Source organism: Sphingobacterium chungjuense, assembly GCF_011316935.1.
GTDB lineage: Bacteria > Bacteroidota > Bacteroidia > Sphingobacteriales > Sphingobacteriaceae > Sphingobacterium > Sphingobacterium chungjuense.
In genome coordinates this window covers 40,418-59,328 of sequence record NZ_WLYS01000008.1, presented here as the reverse complement: position 1 = coordinate 59,328, position 18,911 = coordinate 40,418, and the positions used below count along the sequence as shown (strand labels likewise).

Genomic DNA, 18,911 nt, shown 5'->3' with positions numbered 1-18,911 from the left:
GTTAGTATATTTGATTCTATATGGACAGTTATTTTACTTCAGAAAGTAAAAACTTCCTCTTTAGCTCAGATGATTAACCGCGTCTACCTTTTTTAACAGATCACTTTCCGATAGATAATTTTTGAAGCAAACTCTTGATTTACACCATAAATCAATGCAAACGGTTGCATTGTATGTAGAAAAAATACCACTACAGGGAGCCGAATAGTGAATACACGTGGAAGTGATTGATAAATTAAATATTTCATAACAGAAAAAATATATAGTTAATCCTCTCGGGAAGTTCATCTGCATGCCATTATTTTGCTATCAATTGTGATGGTTAAGATGTAGTTTAATTTTCTTTAGCTCCTCTAGTCTGTGTATAGGTTGCGCTACACCAGAGGGAATAGGTTGATTGGAGAATGTCTGAAAATACAGCAGGACAGCGTCTTTCCACCAGACCGCATCGTGCGCCTGGATAGCCAATCTCTGCTGAACATCACTAAAACGCTCTTTATCCACATAACCTTCGAGACCATTCCATTGCTTTTGAAAATCTCTGGCTTCCTGCACTCCCGCATCGTAATGATAACACAACTCATCCCACAAACTATTGCCATTGCGCATTGAATAAGACCATGGCAAATGATGAAACCATAAAAGAAGTGTTTCTGGACAAGTGGCTGCATCACTATATATGTCACGTAAAGGCTGATTGTACTGTGCTACGGCATTACTCCCAGTTTTAGTACGATCAAAACCCAGCCCATCGGAACTCGCATTGTGATAATACCAAGGCATCCAATCAGGTCTCGCTCCAGCGATATCGCCCCAAGGTTCGGGTCCGTAATGATGATCGAAGGCAAAAATATGGTGCAAACCCAAAGGCATCATATAATTTACGGCGGCCTCACGAGATGTAAGCATCATCTCTTTTACCGGTGTTACAAAATCTTCTTCGTTATTGAAAGTAGCCCGTATCCACTCATCGGCAATTGCCGATGAACTAAGCGTGTGATTCCACGCCAATCGGCCAAATGCATACCAATTCGCTTGCGCAAAATGATGGCCCGTCCAATTGGTATCCTCTCCGATATTTGCCACACCAGCTATAGCACTTTTTGCCTGTGCATGATAAGTACCATCGGTCATCTTTGCGACTGTACTTCCTGCACCGTGCGCGTAGGTGTCTGCATCCAAAGTTTCCTTAAACAGCGGTGCTAAATACACCAAGTGATTCGAAAAACCGAGATATTCCTGTGTAATCTGAAATTCGACCATCTGATTGGATTTTTTCATCGCACCAAATAAGGGGTGAAAAGGTTCGCGAGGTTGGAAATCGATCGCGCCATTTTTTGTTTGTACTATGACATTGTCTCGAAATTTGCCATCCAGCGGTACAAATTCCGAATAGGCTTGTTTTGCCCTATCTTCGATAGTGGGATTGTAGACAAATGCTCGCCACATAATGATTCCACCAAATGGTTTTAATGCATCGGCTAGCATATTGGCTCCATCAGCATGCGTACGTCCATAATCCTGCGGACCTGGCTGCCCTTCGGAATTAGCTTTCACTAAAAAACCACCGAAATCTGGTATTAAGGCATAGATTTCTTTCGCCTTCAATGACCACCAATCTTGCACTTCCTTGCGTAATGGATCCGAATCTGATAGTCCACCAATAATGGCCGGAGATGAAAAGTTAGCAGACAAATAAACTTGAATTCCATACGGGCGAAATACATCTGCCAGCACTTTTACCTTTTCCAAGTAAGCGGCCGTAAGTATTTGTGGTGATGCATTAACATTGTTTAAGACAACGGTATTAATCCCTATCGACGCATTCGCCCGGGCATAGTGCTCATAGCGAGGGGATATTTTGCTAGGCAAGTCTTCCCACAGCCAAAGGGAATGACCTGCGTAACCGCGTTCGACGGTGCGATCCAAGTTATCCCAATGATTTAATACCCGAAGATCAAACGTAGGTACTTCAGCAATAGCAATGGGATCAGAGATCTTTTTACCCATCTGTTGCTTTTGGAGTAGATGATATGCCCCATACAACAAACCCACCGGTTGATACGCAATAACATGTAATTTTTCGTGGTTGCCATTAATTTGAAAGCCGTCTTTTAGGTCCCGCTTTTGATTATCCAAGACGAGTTCTACATGCTGTCCCGACCAGTAATCTGCTAATTCTTGCGCAGCCAGCTGAGCAGACACATGATTACTTTGATTCGAAATAGTCCTTCTTGCAGCGACTTCCTTCGAAACACGATCGTAGCGTAGCCAGAGTTGACTGCCATCTTCGGCCTGTAGCGATACTGTCGAAATAAGTGCTATAAGCAGCATCAGCAACTGTATTTTGTAAAAACGCATAGCTATTTTATAAAGAATTAAACTCTTAACTTTTGCGGTGTAACTGTTCTATAGTGCTGCTCTCCAGATTATCTATTTGCTGCCCCTCGATGGTTTTTATACGGCCTTGATCATCGTATTCCAATTCGACCACCTTCATACTTCGCAACCATGTCTTCCCTGCTGAGGGGACACAATCGTGATAGAAAAGCCACCATTTCCCTTGAAACTCAACGATACTATGATGGGTAGTCCACCCCACTACCGGAGTCAGAATAACGCCCTGATAAGTAAAAGGGCCGTACGGATTATCTCCGATGGCATAACATAACAAGTGTGTATCTCCTGTTGAATAAGAAAAGTAGTATTTGCCTTGGTATTTATGCATCCACGAGGCTTCAAAAAACCGACGTTCCGTATCGCCTTGTTTGAGTGGATTTCCCGCTTCGTCTATAATAAGGGCGTCCTGCGGGATTTCTGCGAAAGAAAGCATATCATCAGAAAGACGAACTACTTTCGGCGAAAGGGAATGGTCATGAAATAATGGTAAGTTGACATCGGCATTCAGCTTATTATTTCGATAGTATTGGAGTTGACCGCCCCAAATACCTCCAAAATACATGTAGTATTGTTCGTCAGAATCGCAAAATACACAGGGATCTATGCTATAGCTTCCATCTATAGGTGTATCTAAAGGCGTGAAAGGACCTGAAGGGCGATCACTAACTGCTACGCCGATGCGAAAAATATCGGTCTTATCTTTCATCGAAAAATAGAGGTAGTATTTGCCGTCTTTATGTGCTACGTCTGAATCCCATAATTGTCTGCCAGCCCAAGGGATATCCTCTACACGCAATACTTCTCCATGATGGGTAACCTTTCCGTCTATGCTATCCAAGGAGAAAACATGATAATCTTTCATATCAAAATGATCACCATTGTCATTTTCTGGCTTTCCACTTTCCCAATCGTGCGAGGGATAAATGTATATTTTATCTTCAAAAACATGTGCAGATGGATCTGCCATATAATCTTCGGGAAATAAATATCTAGGTTGTTGTTTCATGCGGTGTTTTATTTTGTGGAATTTGGATTCCGAGTTAAATCGACAATTTGTTGTACAAATGGCTTTGGTTTGAATGCTCTGTCAAACAATAGTGGATAATCTGTTCTCCCAGGAACTGGCCAGCCATTCTTCCAGGAATACTGATCTGCCACGCCCCATAATGTGACTCTGGAGATCTTATCACTGTGCTTAAGATATAGCTCAAAAAAACTGACGTATCGTTCGCCTAACTTATTCATGATGCTATCTGGCAACCCCTCCGCATATGGATTAAGTTCTTTTTTGTAGTCATAGGTTTCAGTGATTTCGGCACCGATGTTTTCACGTGCATGAGGCAATACAGACACATCAAGCTCTGTCACCATGACCTTCGCTCCTGTTGCTGAAAAATCTAAAATCGTTTTCTCTAATTCATCCAATTTCGGGTGGTCAAAGCCTTGATGTTCTTGCATTCCTATGGCATGGATAGGCGCTCCATGTTTTTGTATGTTTTTTACAACTTTCACAATACCGTCTCTTTTGGCCGGAACTGCTGTGGAATAGTCATTGTAATATAGCTCGGCATCTGGATCTGCCTCATGCGCAAATTGGAATGCAAGTGGAATAAAATCCTCTCCAATAATCTGATAGAATTTACTTTTACGGTAAGCTCCATTGTCTAACACCGCTTCATTCACGACATCCCAGCCAGCGATCTTTCCCTTGTACCTAGATACCACCGTTTGAATATGGCTTCGCATTCTTTCTATCAATACCTCACGAGATACATCTTGTCCATTTTCGTCAGAAAAAAACCATCTAGGCGCTTGAGAGTGCCAGATTAGCGTATGCCCGATGAGCTGCATATTATTTTGCTGGCCAAACTCGACGAAGCGATCTGCATCCGTAAAATTGAACTCCCCTTCTCGTGGTTGGAGATACATGCTTTTCATACAATTCTCGGCAACAATAGAATTAAACTGTTGCTTTACCAAAGCAATAGCTTCTTGGTCTCGTTCCCAGATTTGATCTAGATTCAATGCCGTCCCGATGTAAAATCGACCTTGGAATGCCTCTTTCAAAACGACAGGTTCATTGCTAGGTAAAATAGAACTGTTACCCACATACACCAATGCCGTAGCTACCAAGGTTGTCAAAAGGATTGTCTTTACGCGCTTCATTTTTATTTTCATATTTGGTCTTTATAGCGATATTCGATCTCGTAATTTATTTGATCCATAAGTTCGTCGTCGAGGTCATATTTGGAAATAATCCACAGGGCTAAAATCAAGAGCAAAGCAGGAATAACAGCCACTAACCAGAGTATACCTTGCTCCGCAAATGCCGATTGCCGTATGGTATTTTTCTGATCAAACCCAACGAAAGCCAACACCAAACCCGGAACTACACCTCCCAATGCCATCCCTGCTTTGTAGAAAATGCCCGTCAAAGCGTTGACTATTCCAGAAATGCGTTTACCTGTCGTATGTTCACCATAGGAAATCACTTCTGGTACTAATGCCCACATGTATCCGGTGGCTACGATCACGCCGCTAGATTTAATAAACTGAGCCACTAATACCAACCATATCTGTGTTTTGAGCGCAGGGACAATCGAAATCACATAAAGTAGGATCATTCCAAAAATGGCAATGCTCAAAAACAGGTAAAACAGTTGTCTTTTGCCAATGGCGCGTTTGATCGCGGGGACTAATGGCATGAAAATAAAAGCTGGAATCGATCCCAGCGCCATAAAATAAGGTAGCATCTCCGGGGTCTGCACATTGTATATCATGTAGTAAGAGCCAGCGGAATTACCAATGGCCATCATAGCAAAGGCGGTGATGAAAAAATAGGCCAACACCCGTAAAGGTTTATTGCGCCGAAACTCCGTCCAGAGGTCAGAAACCTTGACATTTTCGGTTTCCTTTTCGTCCATCACTACCCGCTCTTTCGTCTGCGTGTAGCAAAAAATCAATAAGAACAAGCCCACAATAGCATAGATCGTCATCGTGATAAACCATGCTTCGCCAGAAACTTGCGAATTGATCTTGCCGTCTGGAGAAAAATATTGCACCACAATAGGTACGCCATAACCAACGGCCAAGCCGCCAAGATTGGCCATAAACATACGCGTGGAAGTAAGTTTGGTGATCTCGTCAGTATCTCTTGTCAACGATGCGTTTAAGGCACCGTAGGGCACATTGATTAAGGTGTACAGCATAGAAAGCCCAACATAGGTGATGTAGGCGTAGGTAAGTGAGCCAGAGAAACCGTTCCAAAAACACAGGATAGCAAATCCAGTAAGCGGAATACCGCTGAACAACAGGTAAGATCGATACTTCCCATTTTTAGGATTGTTCTTATCGACAAACGCGCCAACCATAGGATCCCACAACACATCTACAACCCGAACGATCAGAAACATCACTCCTGCTGTCGCAGCAGAAATACCAAATACATTGGTGTAAAACAGCAGCAGATACATGGAAACTGTCTGATAAATCAAATTTTGAGCCAGATCCCCTGAGCCAAAACCTATCCGCTGGATTTGCGAAAGCTTATAAAATCCTTTTGTTTCCACTCCCTGTTTCAAATCTAAATTCATTGATGTCTTTGCTCTTTTTACGGTTATTTTTTATGTAGTCTATAATTGTTTGCTCTGGGGTGCTCCTAAGTAAGAAGGTAGCAGACCACCGAAGTCAAGCATTATTTTTTGTATCAAGATGCCATGATCTAGCGGACGGATTCTAATGGTATGTTCACCTTGATGCGCGATATGATGTTCAGTAACATTATTAATAATTCTTTCTGCCTGCCATTTGCCTAGCTCACCGCGGTAGTGCCCATTGATGTTTATGATGATCTCATCCTTACCGTCGATGGAGATACCATACCGCAAACCGCGATTGGCGTTGAAGTTCAATGTGGGCGATGTCAAAACCGTTATTTTGGCTTGGCCAATGGATTTTGTATTAATTTTATATTCGAGATACAGATCATCATTGATCGCTGCGGTCACGGGTAAGGTAGTAAGCGCAGAAGCAGTCTTTCCCAAATTGGGGATCTCCGTCCATTTCACGGCGCCAGAGTGATTCGCCTGAAAGAAATTCATGGCTTCGATAGAGACATGACCATCCTGTTCTAAGAAAATTTTGGAATTGCCTGCTGCTGTGCTGTCAATGTAGCTTACAGTAGGCATGATGCTATGGGGTGGATTGTTCCAGCTCCGGTAACCAATGCGCACCTGATCCATCATGTATTGCCACTTTCCATTAGATAGGGTGTTGAAATGTTGGGTGAGCAAGGAATCTCGCAGAAAACTCGCTTTGACTTGATCGGCCCAATAATTGGCTTTTATATCCTGCTTTGCTGCATAAAAATCATTTTTTGCTTTGGCAAAATATAGATCATATAGGTTGGACATCCCCTGAATCGGGAAAAGCACCAACTGGTCAAATGAATCTTTGTATCCGGTGGGCAAAACATGATATAGTCGAAAAGCATCCATGAGCAGATTTTGATAGGCTGCCATGACGGTTTCAAACTCATTGTAATGCTCCAAACTATACGTCTTGTGATTCAACAACTCGGGAGTTACGCGATGATTGTATTTGGTGTAGGTATCTAGCAGCCGTGCCGCCTCCGCAGCATAGGTAGATCCAAACTGCTGCTCGCACCAATCTACTGTATGCTGATACAGGTTGGATGGCTCAAATTGCTTTGGATTCCAAGCCATATCCAAGAAAAATGAAATAGGATATTCCATGGGTTTCAAGTCACCCACATTCACTACCCAAATTCGATCAACGCCGTGCTCATAAGCAATATTCATCTGCTCCCATACACGAGATACTTGACTAACGTTCAACCATTTGGTATTGCGCGGGGCTCCCACATAATCAAAGTGATAATACAAACCATAACCTCCCGCTCTAGGCTGCTGATTAAGCGCTGGTACCTTTCGCACATTGCCCCAGTTATCATCGCAAAACAGCAACGTCACATCATCCGGAACTTGCATCCCAGCGTCATAGTAATCTTGTACCTCTTTATAAAGCGCCCACACTTGCGGTGTTTTTGCGGCTTTACTTTCCGTGACCTCTTCTATGATGTTTCTTTGATCACGGACAATATCTTCTAGCAGACTAATGTTTTGATTATCACTCATCGGCTCATCTCCATCACCGCGCATGGCAATGGTTACGATGGTTTCCCAATCCTTCGTACGCTGCATCCCGCTCTTCCAAAATTCCTGAAGTCCATTTTTATTACTGGCGTAATCCCACGCTCCCCCGTTGCCATAGCGCTTCCACTCGGCTTGCGCTCGTGCCATGGGCTCATGATGAGATGTGCTCATCACAATCCCCATCTCATCAGCCAAAGCCCCATTCTTTGGATCGTCATCATAAAATGCGTTGCCCCACATAGCAGGCCACAAAAAATTGCCCTTCAGCCGTAAGATTAATTCAAAAACGGTTTCGTAAAACTGACTATTATAGCCGCCGAATGTATGATTTGCCCAACGTGTGAGTGCTGGATATTCATCATTCAGAAATATACCACGGTATCGTACGGCGGGTTCACCTTGCGTATATATGCCTGGTTTGACAAATAGTTGTTCTTTTTTTGCGGTAGGCACATCAGCCCAGTAGTACCATGGCGATACGCCAATCTGAGCTGATAATTCATAAATACCATAAATAGTACCTCGCTTATCGCTACCAGCAACAACAAGTGCTGAGTCGACGCCGTCGATCGGATGTGCGATTATTTGGATCAAAAATTTTTCGTTTTTCCCAGACAGGGCAGTATGATCAATCTTACGATCTCGCACCAACTGGTCGATGAGTGGCGAATGACCTAGTGTGCCAATAATGATGCTATATTTTCCAGCTACTTTGGTAGGAGTATGTGACGTTACTCTTTGAAAATCATCGCTCAAGTTGCGAACCGCTCGCTGTACACCAGGCCAATCCTCCTGACTGGCCAAGACAGGAACTGGTTGACCGTCTTGAACAAGTGGCATATACCCGTGCTTCGCTTCATCTACTACAAAACGAATACTTTCTACTTCTTGAGAGAAAGTCGATTTGCTCAAAAAAAGCAAAAGCAGGACAGTACAGTATCTAAGGTACGTCATGTAATATAATAGGTAGGTTTACTTAAAAGTTTATAATATCGTAGCCCATCAACGCATATCGACGAGTATCAGTGATGTAAAATTAGTGGAACTGCTTTTCTGTAGATGATACATTTGTTTTATAAACCAGTAAAAATGTATAAAGAAGGCTTTAAAGAGATGCTATGGAGTCACTTCTATAGACAAAGCCCCCATTCTGCATACAAATCATATGCAGGATGGAGGCTTCTCATTTATGGGGATAAATGATCTATCGGCAAAGAGAGATTTAGATCACTTCAACTTCTAGGCTATTGAGTTGATCATCACTGGAGCTCCCGCCATAAAGAATACGGTATCTGCCTGCTTTGATACGCACGGCGTCCAGCTCATCATCGTAAAATTGGAATGCATCTGATGTTAGATTGATTTCCACTTTTTTCTGTTGTTTCGCTTTAAACGGCACTCTAGTAAATGCGCGTAAGGACTTGATCGGCGCATTTGGGTCATCTAAGCGCTTCACATATACCTGAACGACTTCTTCCCCTTGTTTATCGGACGTATTATTGACCGGGATAGCGAACTGCAATCCTTTTTTACCATCGATCCTATTATTTTTTAGCGCTACATGTCCGTAGCTAAATGTAGCATAACTTAAGCCATGTCCAAAAGCGTAGAGTGGTTGGCTCTTCAAGTAGCGATACGTACGTCCTTGCATATCATAGTTTTCAAAACCTTGTTTGGCAGCATCTCCTGTTTGCGTAAGCCCATTATCCAGCTGCGCCAAAGTTTTGTAAAACGTAACGGGCAACCTACCGGCTGGATTGTAGTCTCCAAACAAAACATCGGCTACTGCGGTTCCAGCCTCTTCACCACCATACCAAGCACACAGTAGTGCATCGTAATTCTTCTCATCTTGCTCCAGGGCGAGCGAACTACCGGTACAAAGCACGAACGTGACTGACTTTCCAGTGTTGCGCAAGGCCGCTAATAGATCTCTTTGCACTTGAGGTAAATCTATAGAAGTACGATCGCCGCCCCGAAAACCTGCATAATCTACAAACATCTCCTCTCCTTCCAGCTTTGGCGAAAGACCTCCCACATAGACAATCGCATCTACATCTTTCAATCGCTCGGTAAGGCCAGAAAACTCAGCCTTTTCCTTTTTAAATACCGACAGGCCAATAATATTAATTTTCCCTTTTTGACGGTGCTCCATCTCGACTGCATATGATTTTCCTTGCTGCACCTGCATCGCATACTCTTCTCCCTGTATAGCGGATGCACCCGTACGCTTAGCGACTTCTTTGCCATCAATCTTTAATACATAACCATCGTACGCATTCGCTTTGAAAACGATCTCTCCTGTATAGGGCGCAACGAATAATCCGCTGATACGTGTCGAGGTGTTTTCCATATTCACATCTTGAGCCAAAGCAGTACCACCGCGGTTACTGTATTCAATGCCCAAATCGTTGGTGACCGTACGTACTGGCTTTCCTTCTAAGCCGTTATTATTAAAAAACTCTACCAGTAATCCCTTTTCTCCACCTTTCGAGGTTTGGAATGATCCATATAGAGAGCTTCTTACCCAAGGATCCACCAAATCGCTACCTTTTTCATAAATTACTTCAGCGTTAGGCAATTTTTTACGAATGCCTTCTAATATCGTCACGGTGGAAGTTGGCGTACCATTATAATTGCCCCATAGCATTAAACTATCCGTAGCGTTGGCGCCTACCACAGCTATCTTTTTAATCTCCTTGCTAAGTGGTAAGGTATGGTTTTCATTTTTAAGCAAAGTCATCGATTGGCGCGCAACATCCAGTGCCTGTTCGCGATGTTTTGCAGAAGCGACGATGCTGTAGGGCAGATCATCCCATGGCCCTGTACCTTTTGGGTCAAATAAACCTAACTCGATCCAACCGCGCAAAACTCTCTTCAAAGACGTATTAATCTGATCTTCGGAAATCAAACCCTTTTCTACCGCTAATAATAGGTTTTCATACGTACTACCACATTCTAGATCTGTGGATGTGATTACCGCATCGGCAGCTGCTGCCTCTGCACTTTCATGGGTTTCGTGATGGCCTTTTTCATAAAAATCATTGATTGCCCAACAGTCCGACACGACCATACCTTCAAAACCCCATTGATTGCGCAAAATATCGGAAAGCAACGTATTACTTCCACAGCAAGGTTCACCTTCGAAGGCATTATAGGCGCACATGACCTCCTGCACATTTCCTTCTTTTACCAAGGCTTCAAATGCAGGTAGATAGGTCTCCCAAAGATCGCGCTTTGATACGGTGGCGTCGTAGGAATGTCGATTCCATTCCGGACCGCTGTGCACGGCGTAATGCTTGGCGCAAGCATGCGTTTTGAAAAAATGCTCATCATCACCCTGAAGTCCTTTTACCGCAGCCAATCCTAATCTAGTGGTCAAGAAAGGATCCTCGCCGTAAGTTTCCTGACCACGCCCCCATCTTGGATCACGAAAAATATTGATGTTTGGAGTCCAAAACGACAACCCATAATATCGACCACGCTCTCCCTCTTCCGAGGATTTGTTGTACTTAGCGCGCGCCTCGTCAGAAATAATCTCAAAGGTTTTTAAATGGTTATTTTCATCCCATGTTGCTGCCATTCCGATGGCTTGCGGAAACACGGTAGCTTTTCCCGAACGGGCTACACCGTGTAATGCTTCATTCCACCAGTCATACGCAGGGATTCCTAAGCGTGGCACTGGCTTAGAAGCATTCATCATCAACCCCACTTTTTCTTCCAGTGTGAGGAGTTGCAATAGATTCTCTACCCGCTCATTGACCGATAAATCTGGATTTTGGAAGGGGTGATCATAATGATCATGAGTAGATTTGCATTGACTAAATAACAATCCTAATAGTCCTAATGCACTTAAAAATATTTTTCTCATAGCTATTGTTTTATATATCGAATGGGCAGCTTTACCTGAAAAATGCGAAACATCTGCCCCTAAAAATCTGAATACATCTGATTTTAATGTTCTGATTGATGGATGTCAAAAAAGTCAAAATCTACGTATCCGCCCGCTTGTTTAGTTGCGTAATTGAACAATCCGAAACGGTACCCCATAAAGTGTGGTAAGGTATAAGTCATTTTCAACGCTGTACCAATCGGCAGCCACGCTTTTCCGTCTACGCTGTAATAGAAGGTCGCCACATCTTCTTTATTGGTGAAATCGCACATGGCCTTTAGATATACTATCTTTTGATTCACTGCTACAGTCGCCACCTCCTCTGGCGTGCCTGTCGTCGCATTGATCATCACCAAATGCTTCTCGTTACCGCTCATACGAACGCCCAATAACCCATAATTTTTCTGTAGCAAAGAAAGACCTGCGAAATCGCCATCTTTCATATGGGAGATATCAATCGCTGTGGATCCTACGCAAGTGGGGCCAATGGTTCGTTGTGTTAAGGTATTTCTGGCTTGTAAGAATGATTGATCTATTCGTCCAGTTTTTAGCCGAAGATATCCTTTTCTTGCGGTGACAGACCAGAGCTCATCTACGGGATTATGATTCCATTGCCAAACCAAAGGCAATGCCGCATCTCCTTCTTTACGGGAGAAATCATCGGAGTTTACAATACCCGGAATCAAACCTTTATTAGCTGGAAGATCCAATTCGGAGGGTACTTTCCCATTGATTCCTAAAACAGGCCAGCCATCTTCCCACTTTACTGGAACTAAGAATGGTATACGGCCTACAGCACCATAATCTTGAAACAGGTAAGCATACCATTCGCCGTTGGGCATATCAATCAATCCGCCTTGTGCCACACCTTGATCCTGCAATACGACGCGACCTTCATAAGGGCCTTCTAATTTATCCGCGCGATGCACAATCACCGTACGCATACCTCCCGGAGGCCACGAGATATTAAATAAATAGTACTTACCATTCACCTTGAATAGCTGTGATCCCTCCGCTGGTAAGCCGCCTTTTGTGCCAGCTGCGGTGCTAGGAAGGGTTGCATTTTCAAGTAAAACGCGTTGCGTTTCTGGCTTTATACCAGAAAAATCTGATTTCAGCTCGACGATATTCAATTTTCCGCCACCCCATATCATATAGATCTTATCTCCTTCAAAAAACAAGGTGTGATCGTGCATCATCGGTTCAAATTCCTGGACTTCCCAAGGTCCATTTTCTATATCTTTAGTGATATGGATGTAGGTTTTACCTGTAGTTTGAGCGAATGTGCTCACATAGAAAGTACCATTGTGATGGCGAAGGCTGCTTGCCCATGTTCCATTGCCATACGCGTTTTTACCATTATCTAAGTTCAGTTCATCCATATCTTGCAAGGTCGTGTGACCATAACCAAACAGTTCCCAATTGACTAAATCCTTTGATTTCATCAAAGGCAAACCGGGATTCATGTGCATCGTGGTACTGCTCATGTAATAAGTGTCGTCAACACGAATCATCGATAAATCAGGCATATCCGAAAAGATAATCGGATTGGTCGCTTTGCTAGTTACCGATCCTTGCCCGAATAACGGACTGATCTGTAAAGAAATAGCCATCGCGATGAAAGCTATTCCTTTTCCTAGTGTATTTCGTTTTTTGATCACCATGCTAGAAGTTATAATCATACGTTAATTCTTTTCGAAAACGATCTGATATGTCTTGACTACACCATTAAAATCGGCCTTAACTACGGCATGTGTTGATGTAGAATTGGCTTGTTCTACGGATAGTTTCACTTTTTTACTATCTGAAGAAGCGGTTACTTTTGGCATTTGCTCGTTAGCAGCCAGTGCTACATTGGCTTGATACAGATCATACCCGACAATACCATTTTCATAAGTAGATCGTACTGGCGTTTGAGGTACCTCAATGGCTTTTCCGTTCACTTGAATGTTTACTTGAGGTACAATTGGTCGATGCAATTTATCTTTTTTAGCGCTGAACCCCAATCCACTCAACTCGAAAAGCACTTTATCACCACTTCCTTCAGCCACTAGGAAAATAGCATGCTTTTTATCGAGATGATCTACAAACTTAGATACGTCAATGGCAAACTGCGCTTCTTGATCGTTGGCATTAGCTGGAACAATCACTTCGCCTAGTTTAGTTCCTTTCCAAGTAGCATTGTCCCAAGGACCGTCTAGCCAGATATTTACTTTGAAACTTTCTTTTGTCTTGGGAATTAGAAATAGGTTAAAAGCCGTTTGATTTCCTTTTTTCGTACCACGGAAAGCCTTTAACCCGAACTTATCTTTATCTAAGCCACCAAAACCAAAATATTTGTAACCGATGATATGTCCATCCTTAACATGGATAGGCATATGATTATCCCAAATATCCCAAGAGTCTTGTTGACTGCCTACATCGGATAGATAGCTAGCATAACCTGCTGAGTAATATTGGTAAGGATCTAATCCGTACATATGAAAACCTTCGGAAGTCACTTCTGCACCTGGGTATTCTTTTCCTTGACTGTCTTTAGCAGTCCATTGTTCATTTTGACCGTATGGATCGAATGCTCGAATGCGTACCGTCCCGCCCTCCGACACGGATTTCTCATCCCAGTCGACATGGATGGGAGCGACAACAGCCTGACGTGCAAACCCAAAGTTGCGAGGTGGTCTGTGGTAAAAAGCATACCATTGATTGTTGATCAATTCTATACTTCCATGGGTATTATGACCGCCATTGGTACCTTGAAGCGCTGTTCCGTTTTCGTTCAATACGGGCCCTCTAGAATCGACCAATACGCCGCCACTTTTCCACGGCCCAAGCGGAGAATCTCCAACGAGGTAACGTAAGGTAGAGTTCGAGCTAGTCATGCCGTATTCCGGCCCAGAATAGCCACTGTATACAGAGACATACTTATTACCAACCTTGCGAATAGAAGACGCTTCAAAGAAATTGAACGCACCTAAGTCTTCGCCTTCTGCAATATGCGGAAAGGAAGTTCCTTCTGGATCGCGGAGCTCGCCATATCTGGCACTTGCTGGTATAAAACGATCAATTATCTTCGTTCCTGGACGTACAGAATACATGGTCTTTTGATCCAATTCAGCGGCTAACGACCGCTGAAAACCCCAGTAGACATAAGCTCTAAATCCAATTTCGTAATCAGGATCGGCAGGATCTGTGATGTAATCAATGTACACCGCCGGATCGAAACCGATCATACTTCCCGGCAAGGTCTTGCGACCGTCTTCTGTTAAATTTATTGGTGTAAATGGCCCGTCGGGGCGATTTCCCTTCGCGACCATCGCTTCTCTATTCGCACCTCTGCTGTGTGGATACAAGTAGTATTCTTTTGTTCCATCTTTTTGTTTTACCTCCACCAGATCGGGTGCATACATCACATCCCACTGTCCATCAATTTCATACGTAAAAATGGGGCCATCATCTCGCCAACTTGTTAGGTCTTCGACTGGCGCAGACCACATCCGAATATCCGGGCCACAATAACTATCCATTCTCAGATCATGCGAACCGATGATGTAAGCACGGTATTTCCCCGGTCTATCCGGATCTTCGAAAACTCTCGGTTCTCCATCTGGAACATGCTCCCATAAGGGAAGGTAGGGATTGCCTGGACTAGTATGTACAAATCGTTGCTGCGGGGATATGCGCTCCTTTATTTGTTGCTGCGCGTTAAGGTTCGTCGTAGAGAACAACATTGCTGCTGCCATCATGTAAAAGAATGACTGCTTTTTCTTGCCGCCTGTTAGTTTTATCATCATCTTCTTTTAGGTTTTTCTATTTGTTTTTTGCCGTGCAGTCTCACTATCAAAAGCTGCTTGGCACTTCTTTATTTACCAATTGTCGGTACGAAAAGGAGAAGCTAACAACCCTCCCTTATTCATCAAATTGGCATCTTCTGGATTATCACTCCATGCGTAGCGTATTGCCACTGGCTCCCGAATATCTTCATGACGAACGATAATCTTATCTCCTTTGATGACGGCTTCTGCCCATACAAACTTCTTATCCTTACCAGCTATCGCAAAATGTCTCAATCGTTGTCCGTCACGCGTATGAAGCCCTTTGCCTATTTCGGTAAATTGAAGAACAATACGATCACCATCCACTCTCATACTTTTGTAGACAGGCCCTGAACTTATCAGTTGCTCTCCATACACGAGTTTTCGCGCAGCTAACAGCAAGCGCTTGGCGATATCTTCTTTATTCAAAGGATGAATATCATTCCACTCACCCGTATCATAAGTCACCGCTAAAGCGGTAAAAGGTAATTCTCTGGATGCTTGTTGCTGCGCTTCGCGAATAGCTGCCCATCCTGACTCAGAAGGTTGCTCCCTCTTTTCCATGAAATTGGGCAACTGCACCAGTAAAAAAGGCAGATCTGGCTTTCCAAGTAGGGCGCGCCAATTCATGACCAGATTCTTCAAATGGGTTTTGTAATATTGAGGTTGTCCAGCGTTACTTTCTCCTTGATACCAAATGGTTCCAGCGAATTGATAATCTCGAATCGGATAGATCATACCATTGAAAAGCCCTGATCCAGCGGATCGTCTGTTGGACAACCGATCTAAATACGGCTTCGCCTTTGTGAGATCCAGGCCTATATGATATTTCCAATTACCAGCTAAATCCACCTGCACGTCATCGCTCTGCACATAGTATTTCTTACCATCAATGAAACCGCCATTGCCATTATTTGCTCGCAATCGAACGGTAATTACATTTCGACCTGCTTGTAACACACCTGCTGGGATATCGTATTTTCTTGGGGGATACATATAAGAAGTCGACCCAATAAATCGGCCATTCACAAAGACAGAATCACTATCGATTAAAGTGCCTAAAAAAACACGTGCATGTCGACCTGCCATCGTCGCAGGCATTTCAAATGTTTTTCGCATATAAACGACGCCACGAACGGAAGCTAATTTGGGCGTTGCCCTCCATAATCCAGGCACCTGCGTTTCGTTCCAGTTTGAATCATCCCAATCTTCTCTCGTCCATTGCAATAAACCTTGATCTTCTGTAAAAATCCGAAGGCTATCTAATGCATTTTGATCGATTTGCAAATGGGGAAATTCTTTCAAGTGCTCCTGACTGATCCAACTTTCGATAGCCGATCCACCAAGACTGGAAACCAACATTCCTACCGGAATGTCCGTGTGCGCATAACACGCTTTTGCATAGAAATAGGCTAAAGCAGTCCAATTCATCACATCAGAGGCCACGCCAGAAAACCATTGCCCACCCGGCGCGATATCATCTTGCAGCTTTTCTATACTATTTTGAGTAGGGACTTTAAAATATCTGATCATATGCTGATTAGATAGTGGAATCTCTGGATAGCGCTCTACCAAACGAGCAATCGGTGTCTCCATATTGGACTGCCCCGAACACAACCATACATCTCCAATTAAGATATCTCGAATGATCCGTTCATTGACCTCCATAATAAAAGGACCACCAGCTTTCTGTGCAGGAATTTTGACCATCCATTTGCCGTCTTTGTCCCCCTCCGTATAGTAATGGTTTCCACCAAAACGTACGGTCACTTTTTCTTCCGGATCAGCCCAGCCCCATATTTTTAGTTCGGTGTCGCGCTGCAGCACCATACGGTCACTAACTAAGGATGGCAACCTAACAGCCGCACTAGCATGGTATGCGGTATACATAACGAACAATATTACTACGATATATTTCTTGCTTATGTGTTGCATATATGTATATAATTGCATGACCAAACCCTTATTTCCCTAGTTTCCAGTAGTTAAAATAAGCAGGGTTTTTACGAGCTTTGCTGTGAAACACGAAATAATCGTCGTGCACTCCCGTCGTTTTGGGAATATTGATGGCAACCATTTCCCATCGCTCTTTAAATACTAGATTTGTAATGGTATCAGTTTCCAGCCGCTTTTCTGTGATCCGATAAGAATGCCGCCAGACCAGCATCTGTTAAAGGATGCTTCAGCAGTGAAGTAATCGCGGATAACGGAGATGTCGTCACATCGGCACCCAGCTTAGCACAATTCAAAATATGCATGGAATGCCTGACAGATGCAGCAAGTATTTGTGTGCTGTAGCCGTAATTGTCAAAAATCAAGCGAATATCCCTAATCAAACTTAACCCATCTGTCGAAATATCATCTAGCCTCCCAATAAAAGGAGATACATAAGTGGCTCCTACTTTTGCTGCTAACAAAGCTTGACCTGTGGAGAACACTAAAGTACAGTTCGTCTTGATCCCTGCTTCAGAGAAATACTTAAGCGCCCTTACGCCATCTTTGACCATTGGAATTTTAACGACAATTTTATCGTTTAGCTTGGCTAATGCCAAACCTTCCTTGATCATGCCATGGTAATCTGTGGCTATTACCTCTGCACTCACATCTCCATCTACAATATCACATATAGCCTTATAGTGCTGAGTAATATTATCCGATCCAGTTATTCCTTCTTTGGCCATAAGTGATGGGTTGGTCGTCACACCATCTAATACGCCTAAATCTTGTGCTTCTTTGATATCTTTCAAATTGGCTGTATCTATGAAAAACTTCATACTTATTATTTTCAAATTGGTTATATCGACAAACAACTTCATGCTTATAATTAGCGTTTACAGGCTAGGGTATAACGACAGCTTTATCATAAAAAAATACCCTATAATTGATACCCTAAAATTACATATTTACCGAAGTGGCCACGGAGATATTTGAAGAAAATAAGGATAATTATGTATAATATGAGCACATAAAAATGCTGTTCGAGACATGATAAATCATACGTAAACGACTCATTGTAAGGAAGACATTCAAAACTTTTTTGATATTTCGACGCAACTCTAATTATCGTCATTTGCAGCAAACCAGAAAGTAATACTAATCCGAAAAAAGTGGCGCACGTGATTTAAGCGTTCCCTTTTTCGATAGAGCTGTTGATAAATGGCTGTACATAGAATCTTTTTCCGATGGCATCATAGAGACCGTTGGCAATGGCGCCGAACATCGGAGGAAATAATGGTTCGCCCATCCCCGTAGGATTTTTTCCATTATCCACAAAATGTACCTCGATTTCTTCACGGCTGCCTCTACCAAATGGTGACCGTAAGCACGCAAACCAAAGCCACCTCCCATTCGTGCCAGTCAGATAGTGATCTTTTCTTTTGACAAACCTATTCGGTTGCTATCGTATTGATAATGAATTCCGGTGCTTGGATTGGATCGTAGATATCGGCTCCATCTTTGGTGACGTTGGCAAAACAGCATACAGGTTCCATCGTATCTTCTATTTTTTCTCTTCCAACATCGAACGTTTCTCTATGGGGTAGATTGAAAAACATCCAAACTCAAATATATTATATAATGAAACTTCAGAATGATATGTTTTACGGAAAAAACTACCATTTTTACAAGTTAGCCCAC

12 protein-coding genes are annotated in these 18,911 nt (G+C 43.0%); all 12 read right to left on the bottom strand.

The genetic code is table 11. The features are described from left to right. Positions 1–309: 309 nt before the first annotated feature. Positions 310–2,361 carry an alpha-glucuronidase gene (locus GKO22_RS15505; RefSeq protein ID WP_206367925.1) on the bottom strand — a complete coding sequence of 684 codons (2,052 nt, stop codon included), beginning with the start codon at positions 2,359–2,361 and terminating at the stop codon, positions 310–312. Between the two features lie 25 nt (positions 2,362–2,386). Beyond that, complete coding sequence (locus tag GKO22_RS15500; RefSeq protein WP_166336630.1) at positions 2,387–3,406, bottom strand: glycoside hydrolase family 43 protein; 1,020 nt, start codon at positions 3,404–3,406, stop codon at positions 2,387–2,389. A gap of 8 nt (positions 3,407–3,414) precedes the next feature. Beyond that, positions 3,415–4,578 (bottom strand): endo-1,4-beta-xylanase, encoded by a 1,164-nt coding sequence (locus GKO22_RS15495; RefSeq protein ID WP_240920337.1) that lies wholly within the window; start codon positions 4,576–4,578, stop codon positions 3,415–3,417. Continuing rightward, the gene (locus tag GKO22_RS15490; protein ID WP_166336628.1) at positions 4,575–5,993 is read right to left on the bottom strand and encodes an MFS transporter; all 1,419 of its coding nucleotides are present in this window, start codon (positions 5,991–5,993) and stop codon (positions 4,575–4,577) included. Before GKO22_RS15490 ends, GKO22_RS15495 begins: the two co-directional genes overlap by 4 nt. A gap of 39 nt (positions 5,994–6,032) precedes the next feature. Next, positions 6,033–8,528: a glycosyl hydrolase 115 family protein gene (locus GKO22_RS15485; RefSeq protein WP_166336626.1), complete on the bottom strand. Its 2,496-nt coding sequence runs from the start codon at positions 8,526–8,528 to the stop codon at positions 6,033–6,035. Between the two features lie 268 nt (positions 8,529–8,796). Next, a complete protein-coding gene (locus GKO22_RS15480) occupies positions 8,797–11,442 on the bottom strand; it encodes a glycoside hydrolase family 3 C-terminal domain-containing protein (RefSeq protein ID WP_206367924.1) in 2,646 nt (881 codons plus the stop codon). Between the two features lie 83 nt (positions 11,443–11,525). Then, entirely contained in the window at positions 11,526–13,145 is a 1,620-nt protein-coding gene (locus tag GKO22_RS15475; RefSeq protein WP_240920336.1) for a glycoside hydrolase family 43 protein, read from the bottom strand. Positions 13,146–13,148: 3 nt separating this feature from the next. Beyond that, positions 13,149–15,254 (bottom strand): glycoside hydrolase family protein, encoded by a 2,106-nt coding sequence (locus GKO22_RS15470; RefSeq protein WP_206367923.1) that lies wholly within the window; start codon positions 15,252–15,254, stop codon positions 13,149–13,151. A gap of 72 nt (positions 15,255–15,326) precedes the next feature. Next, positions 15,327–17,165, bottom strand: a complete 1,839-nt coding sequence (locus tag GKO22_RS15465) for a sialate O-acetylesterase (RefSeq protein WP_206367922.1) — start codon at positions 17,163–17,165, stop codon at positions 15,327–15,329. 224 nt (positions 17,166–17,389) lie between these two features. Next, entirely contained in the window at positions 17,390–18,049 is a 660-nt protein-coding gene (gene fsa / locus GKO22_RS15460) for a fructose-6-phosphate aldolase (protein WP_166336622.1), read from the bottom strand. Positions 18,050–18,396: 347 nt separating this feature from the next. Continuing rightward, on the bottom strand, positions 18,397–18,546 hold the full coding sequence (locus GKO22_RS15455) for a hypothetical protein (protein ID WP_166336558.1): 150 nt from the start codon (positions 18,544–18,546) through the stop codon (positions 18,397–18,399). Between the two features lie 115 nt (positions 18,547–18,661). Next, positions 18,662–18,829 (bottom strand): hypothetical protein, encoded by a 168-nt coding sequence (locus tag GKO22_RS16595; protein ID WP_206367921.1) that lies wholly within the window; start codon positions 18,827–18,829, stop codon positions 18,662–18,664. Positions 18,830–18,911: the final 82 nt, after the last annotated feature.

Excerpts from the sequence above, each read along its gene's own strand:
- GKO22_RS15505 (WP_206367925.1), bottom strand. The coding sequence starts at position 2,361 with ATGCGTTTTTACAAAATACAGTTGCTGATGCTGCTTATAGCACTTATT.
- GKO22_RS15500 (WP_166336630.1), bottom strand. The coding sequence starts at position 3,406 with ATGAAACAACAACCTAGATATTTATTTCCCGAAGATTATATGGCAGAT.
- GKO22_RS15495 (WP_240920337.1), bottom strand. The coding sequence starts at position 4,578 with ATGAAAATAAAAATGAAGCGCGTAAAGACAATCCTTTTGACAACCTTG.
- GKO22_RS15490 (WP_166336628.1), bottom strand. The coding sequence starts at position 5,993 with ATGAATTTAGATTTGAAACAGGGAGTGGAAACAAAAGGATTTTATAAG.
- GKO22_RS15485 (WP_166336626.1), bottom strand. The coding sequence starts at position 8,528 with ATGACGTACCTTAGATACTGTACTGTCCTGCTTTTGCTTTTTTTGAGC.
- GKO22_RS15480 (WP_206367924.1), bottom strand. The coding sequence starts at position 11,442 with ATGAGAAAAATATTTTTAAGTGCATTAGGACTATTAGGATTGTTATTT.
- GKO22_RS15475 (WP_240920336.1), bottom strand. The coding sequence starts at position 13,145 with ATGATTATAACTTCTAGCATGGTGATCAAAAAACGAAATACACTAGGA.
- GKO22_RS15470 (WP_206367923.1), bottom strand. The coding sequence starts at position 15,254 with ATGATGATAAAACTAACAGGCGGCAAGAAAAAGCAGTCATTCTTTTAC.
- GKO22_RS15465 (WP_206367922.1), bottom strand. The coding sequence starts at position 17,165 with ATGTATACCGCATACCATGCTAGTGCGGCTGTTAGGTTGCCATCCTTA.
- fsa (WP_166336622.1), bottom strand. The coding sequence starts at position 18,049 with ATGAAGTTTTTCATAGATACAGCCAATTTGAAAGATATCAAAGAAGCA.
- GKO22_RS16595 (WP_206367921.1), bottom strand. The coding sequence starts at position 18,829 with ATGTTTTTCAATCTACCCCATAGAGAAACGTTCGATGTTGGAAGAGAA.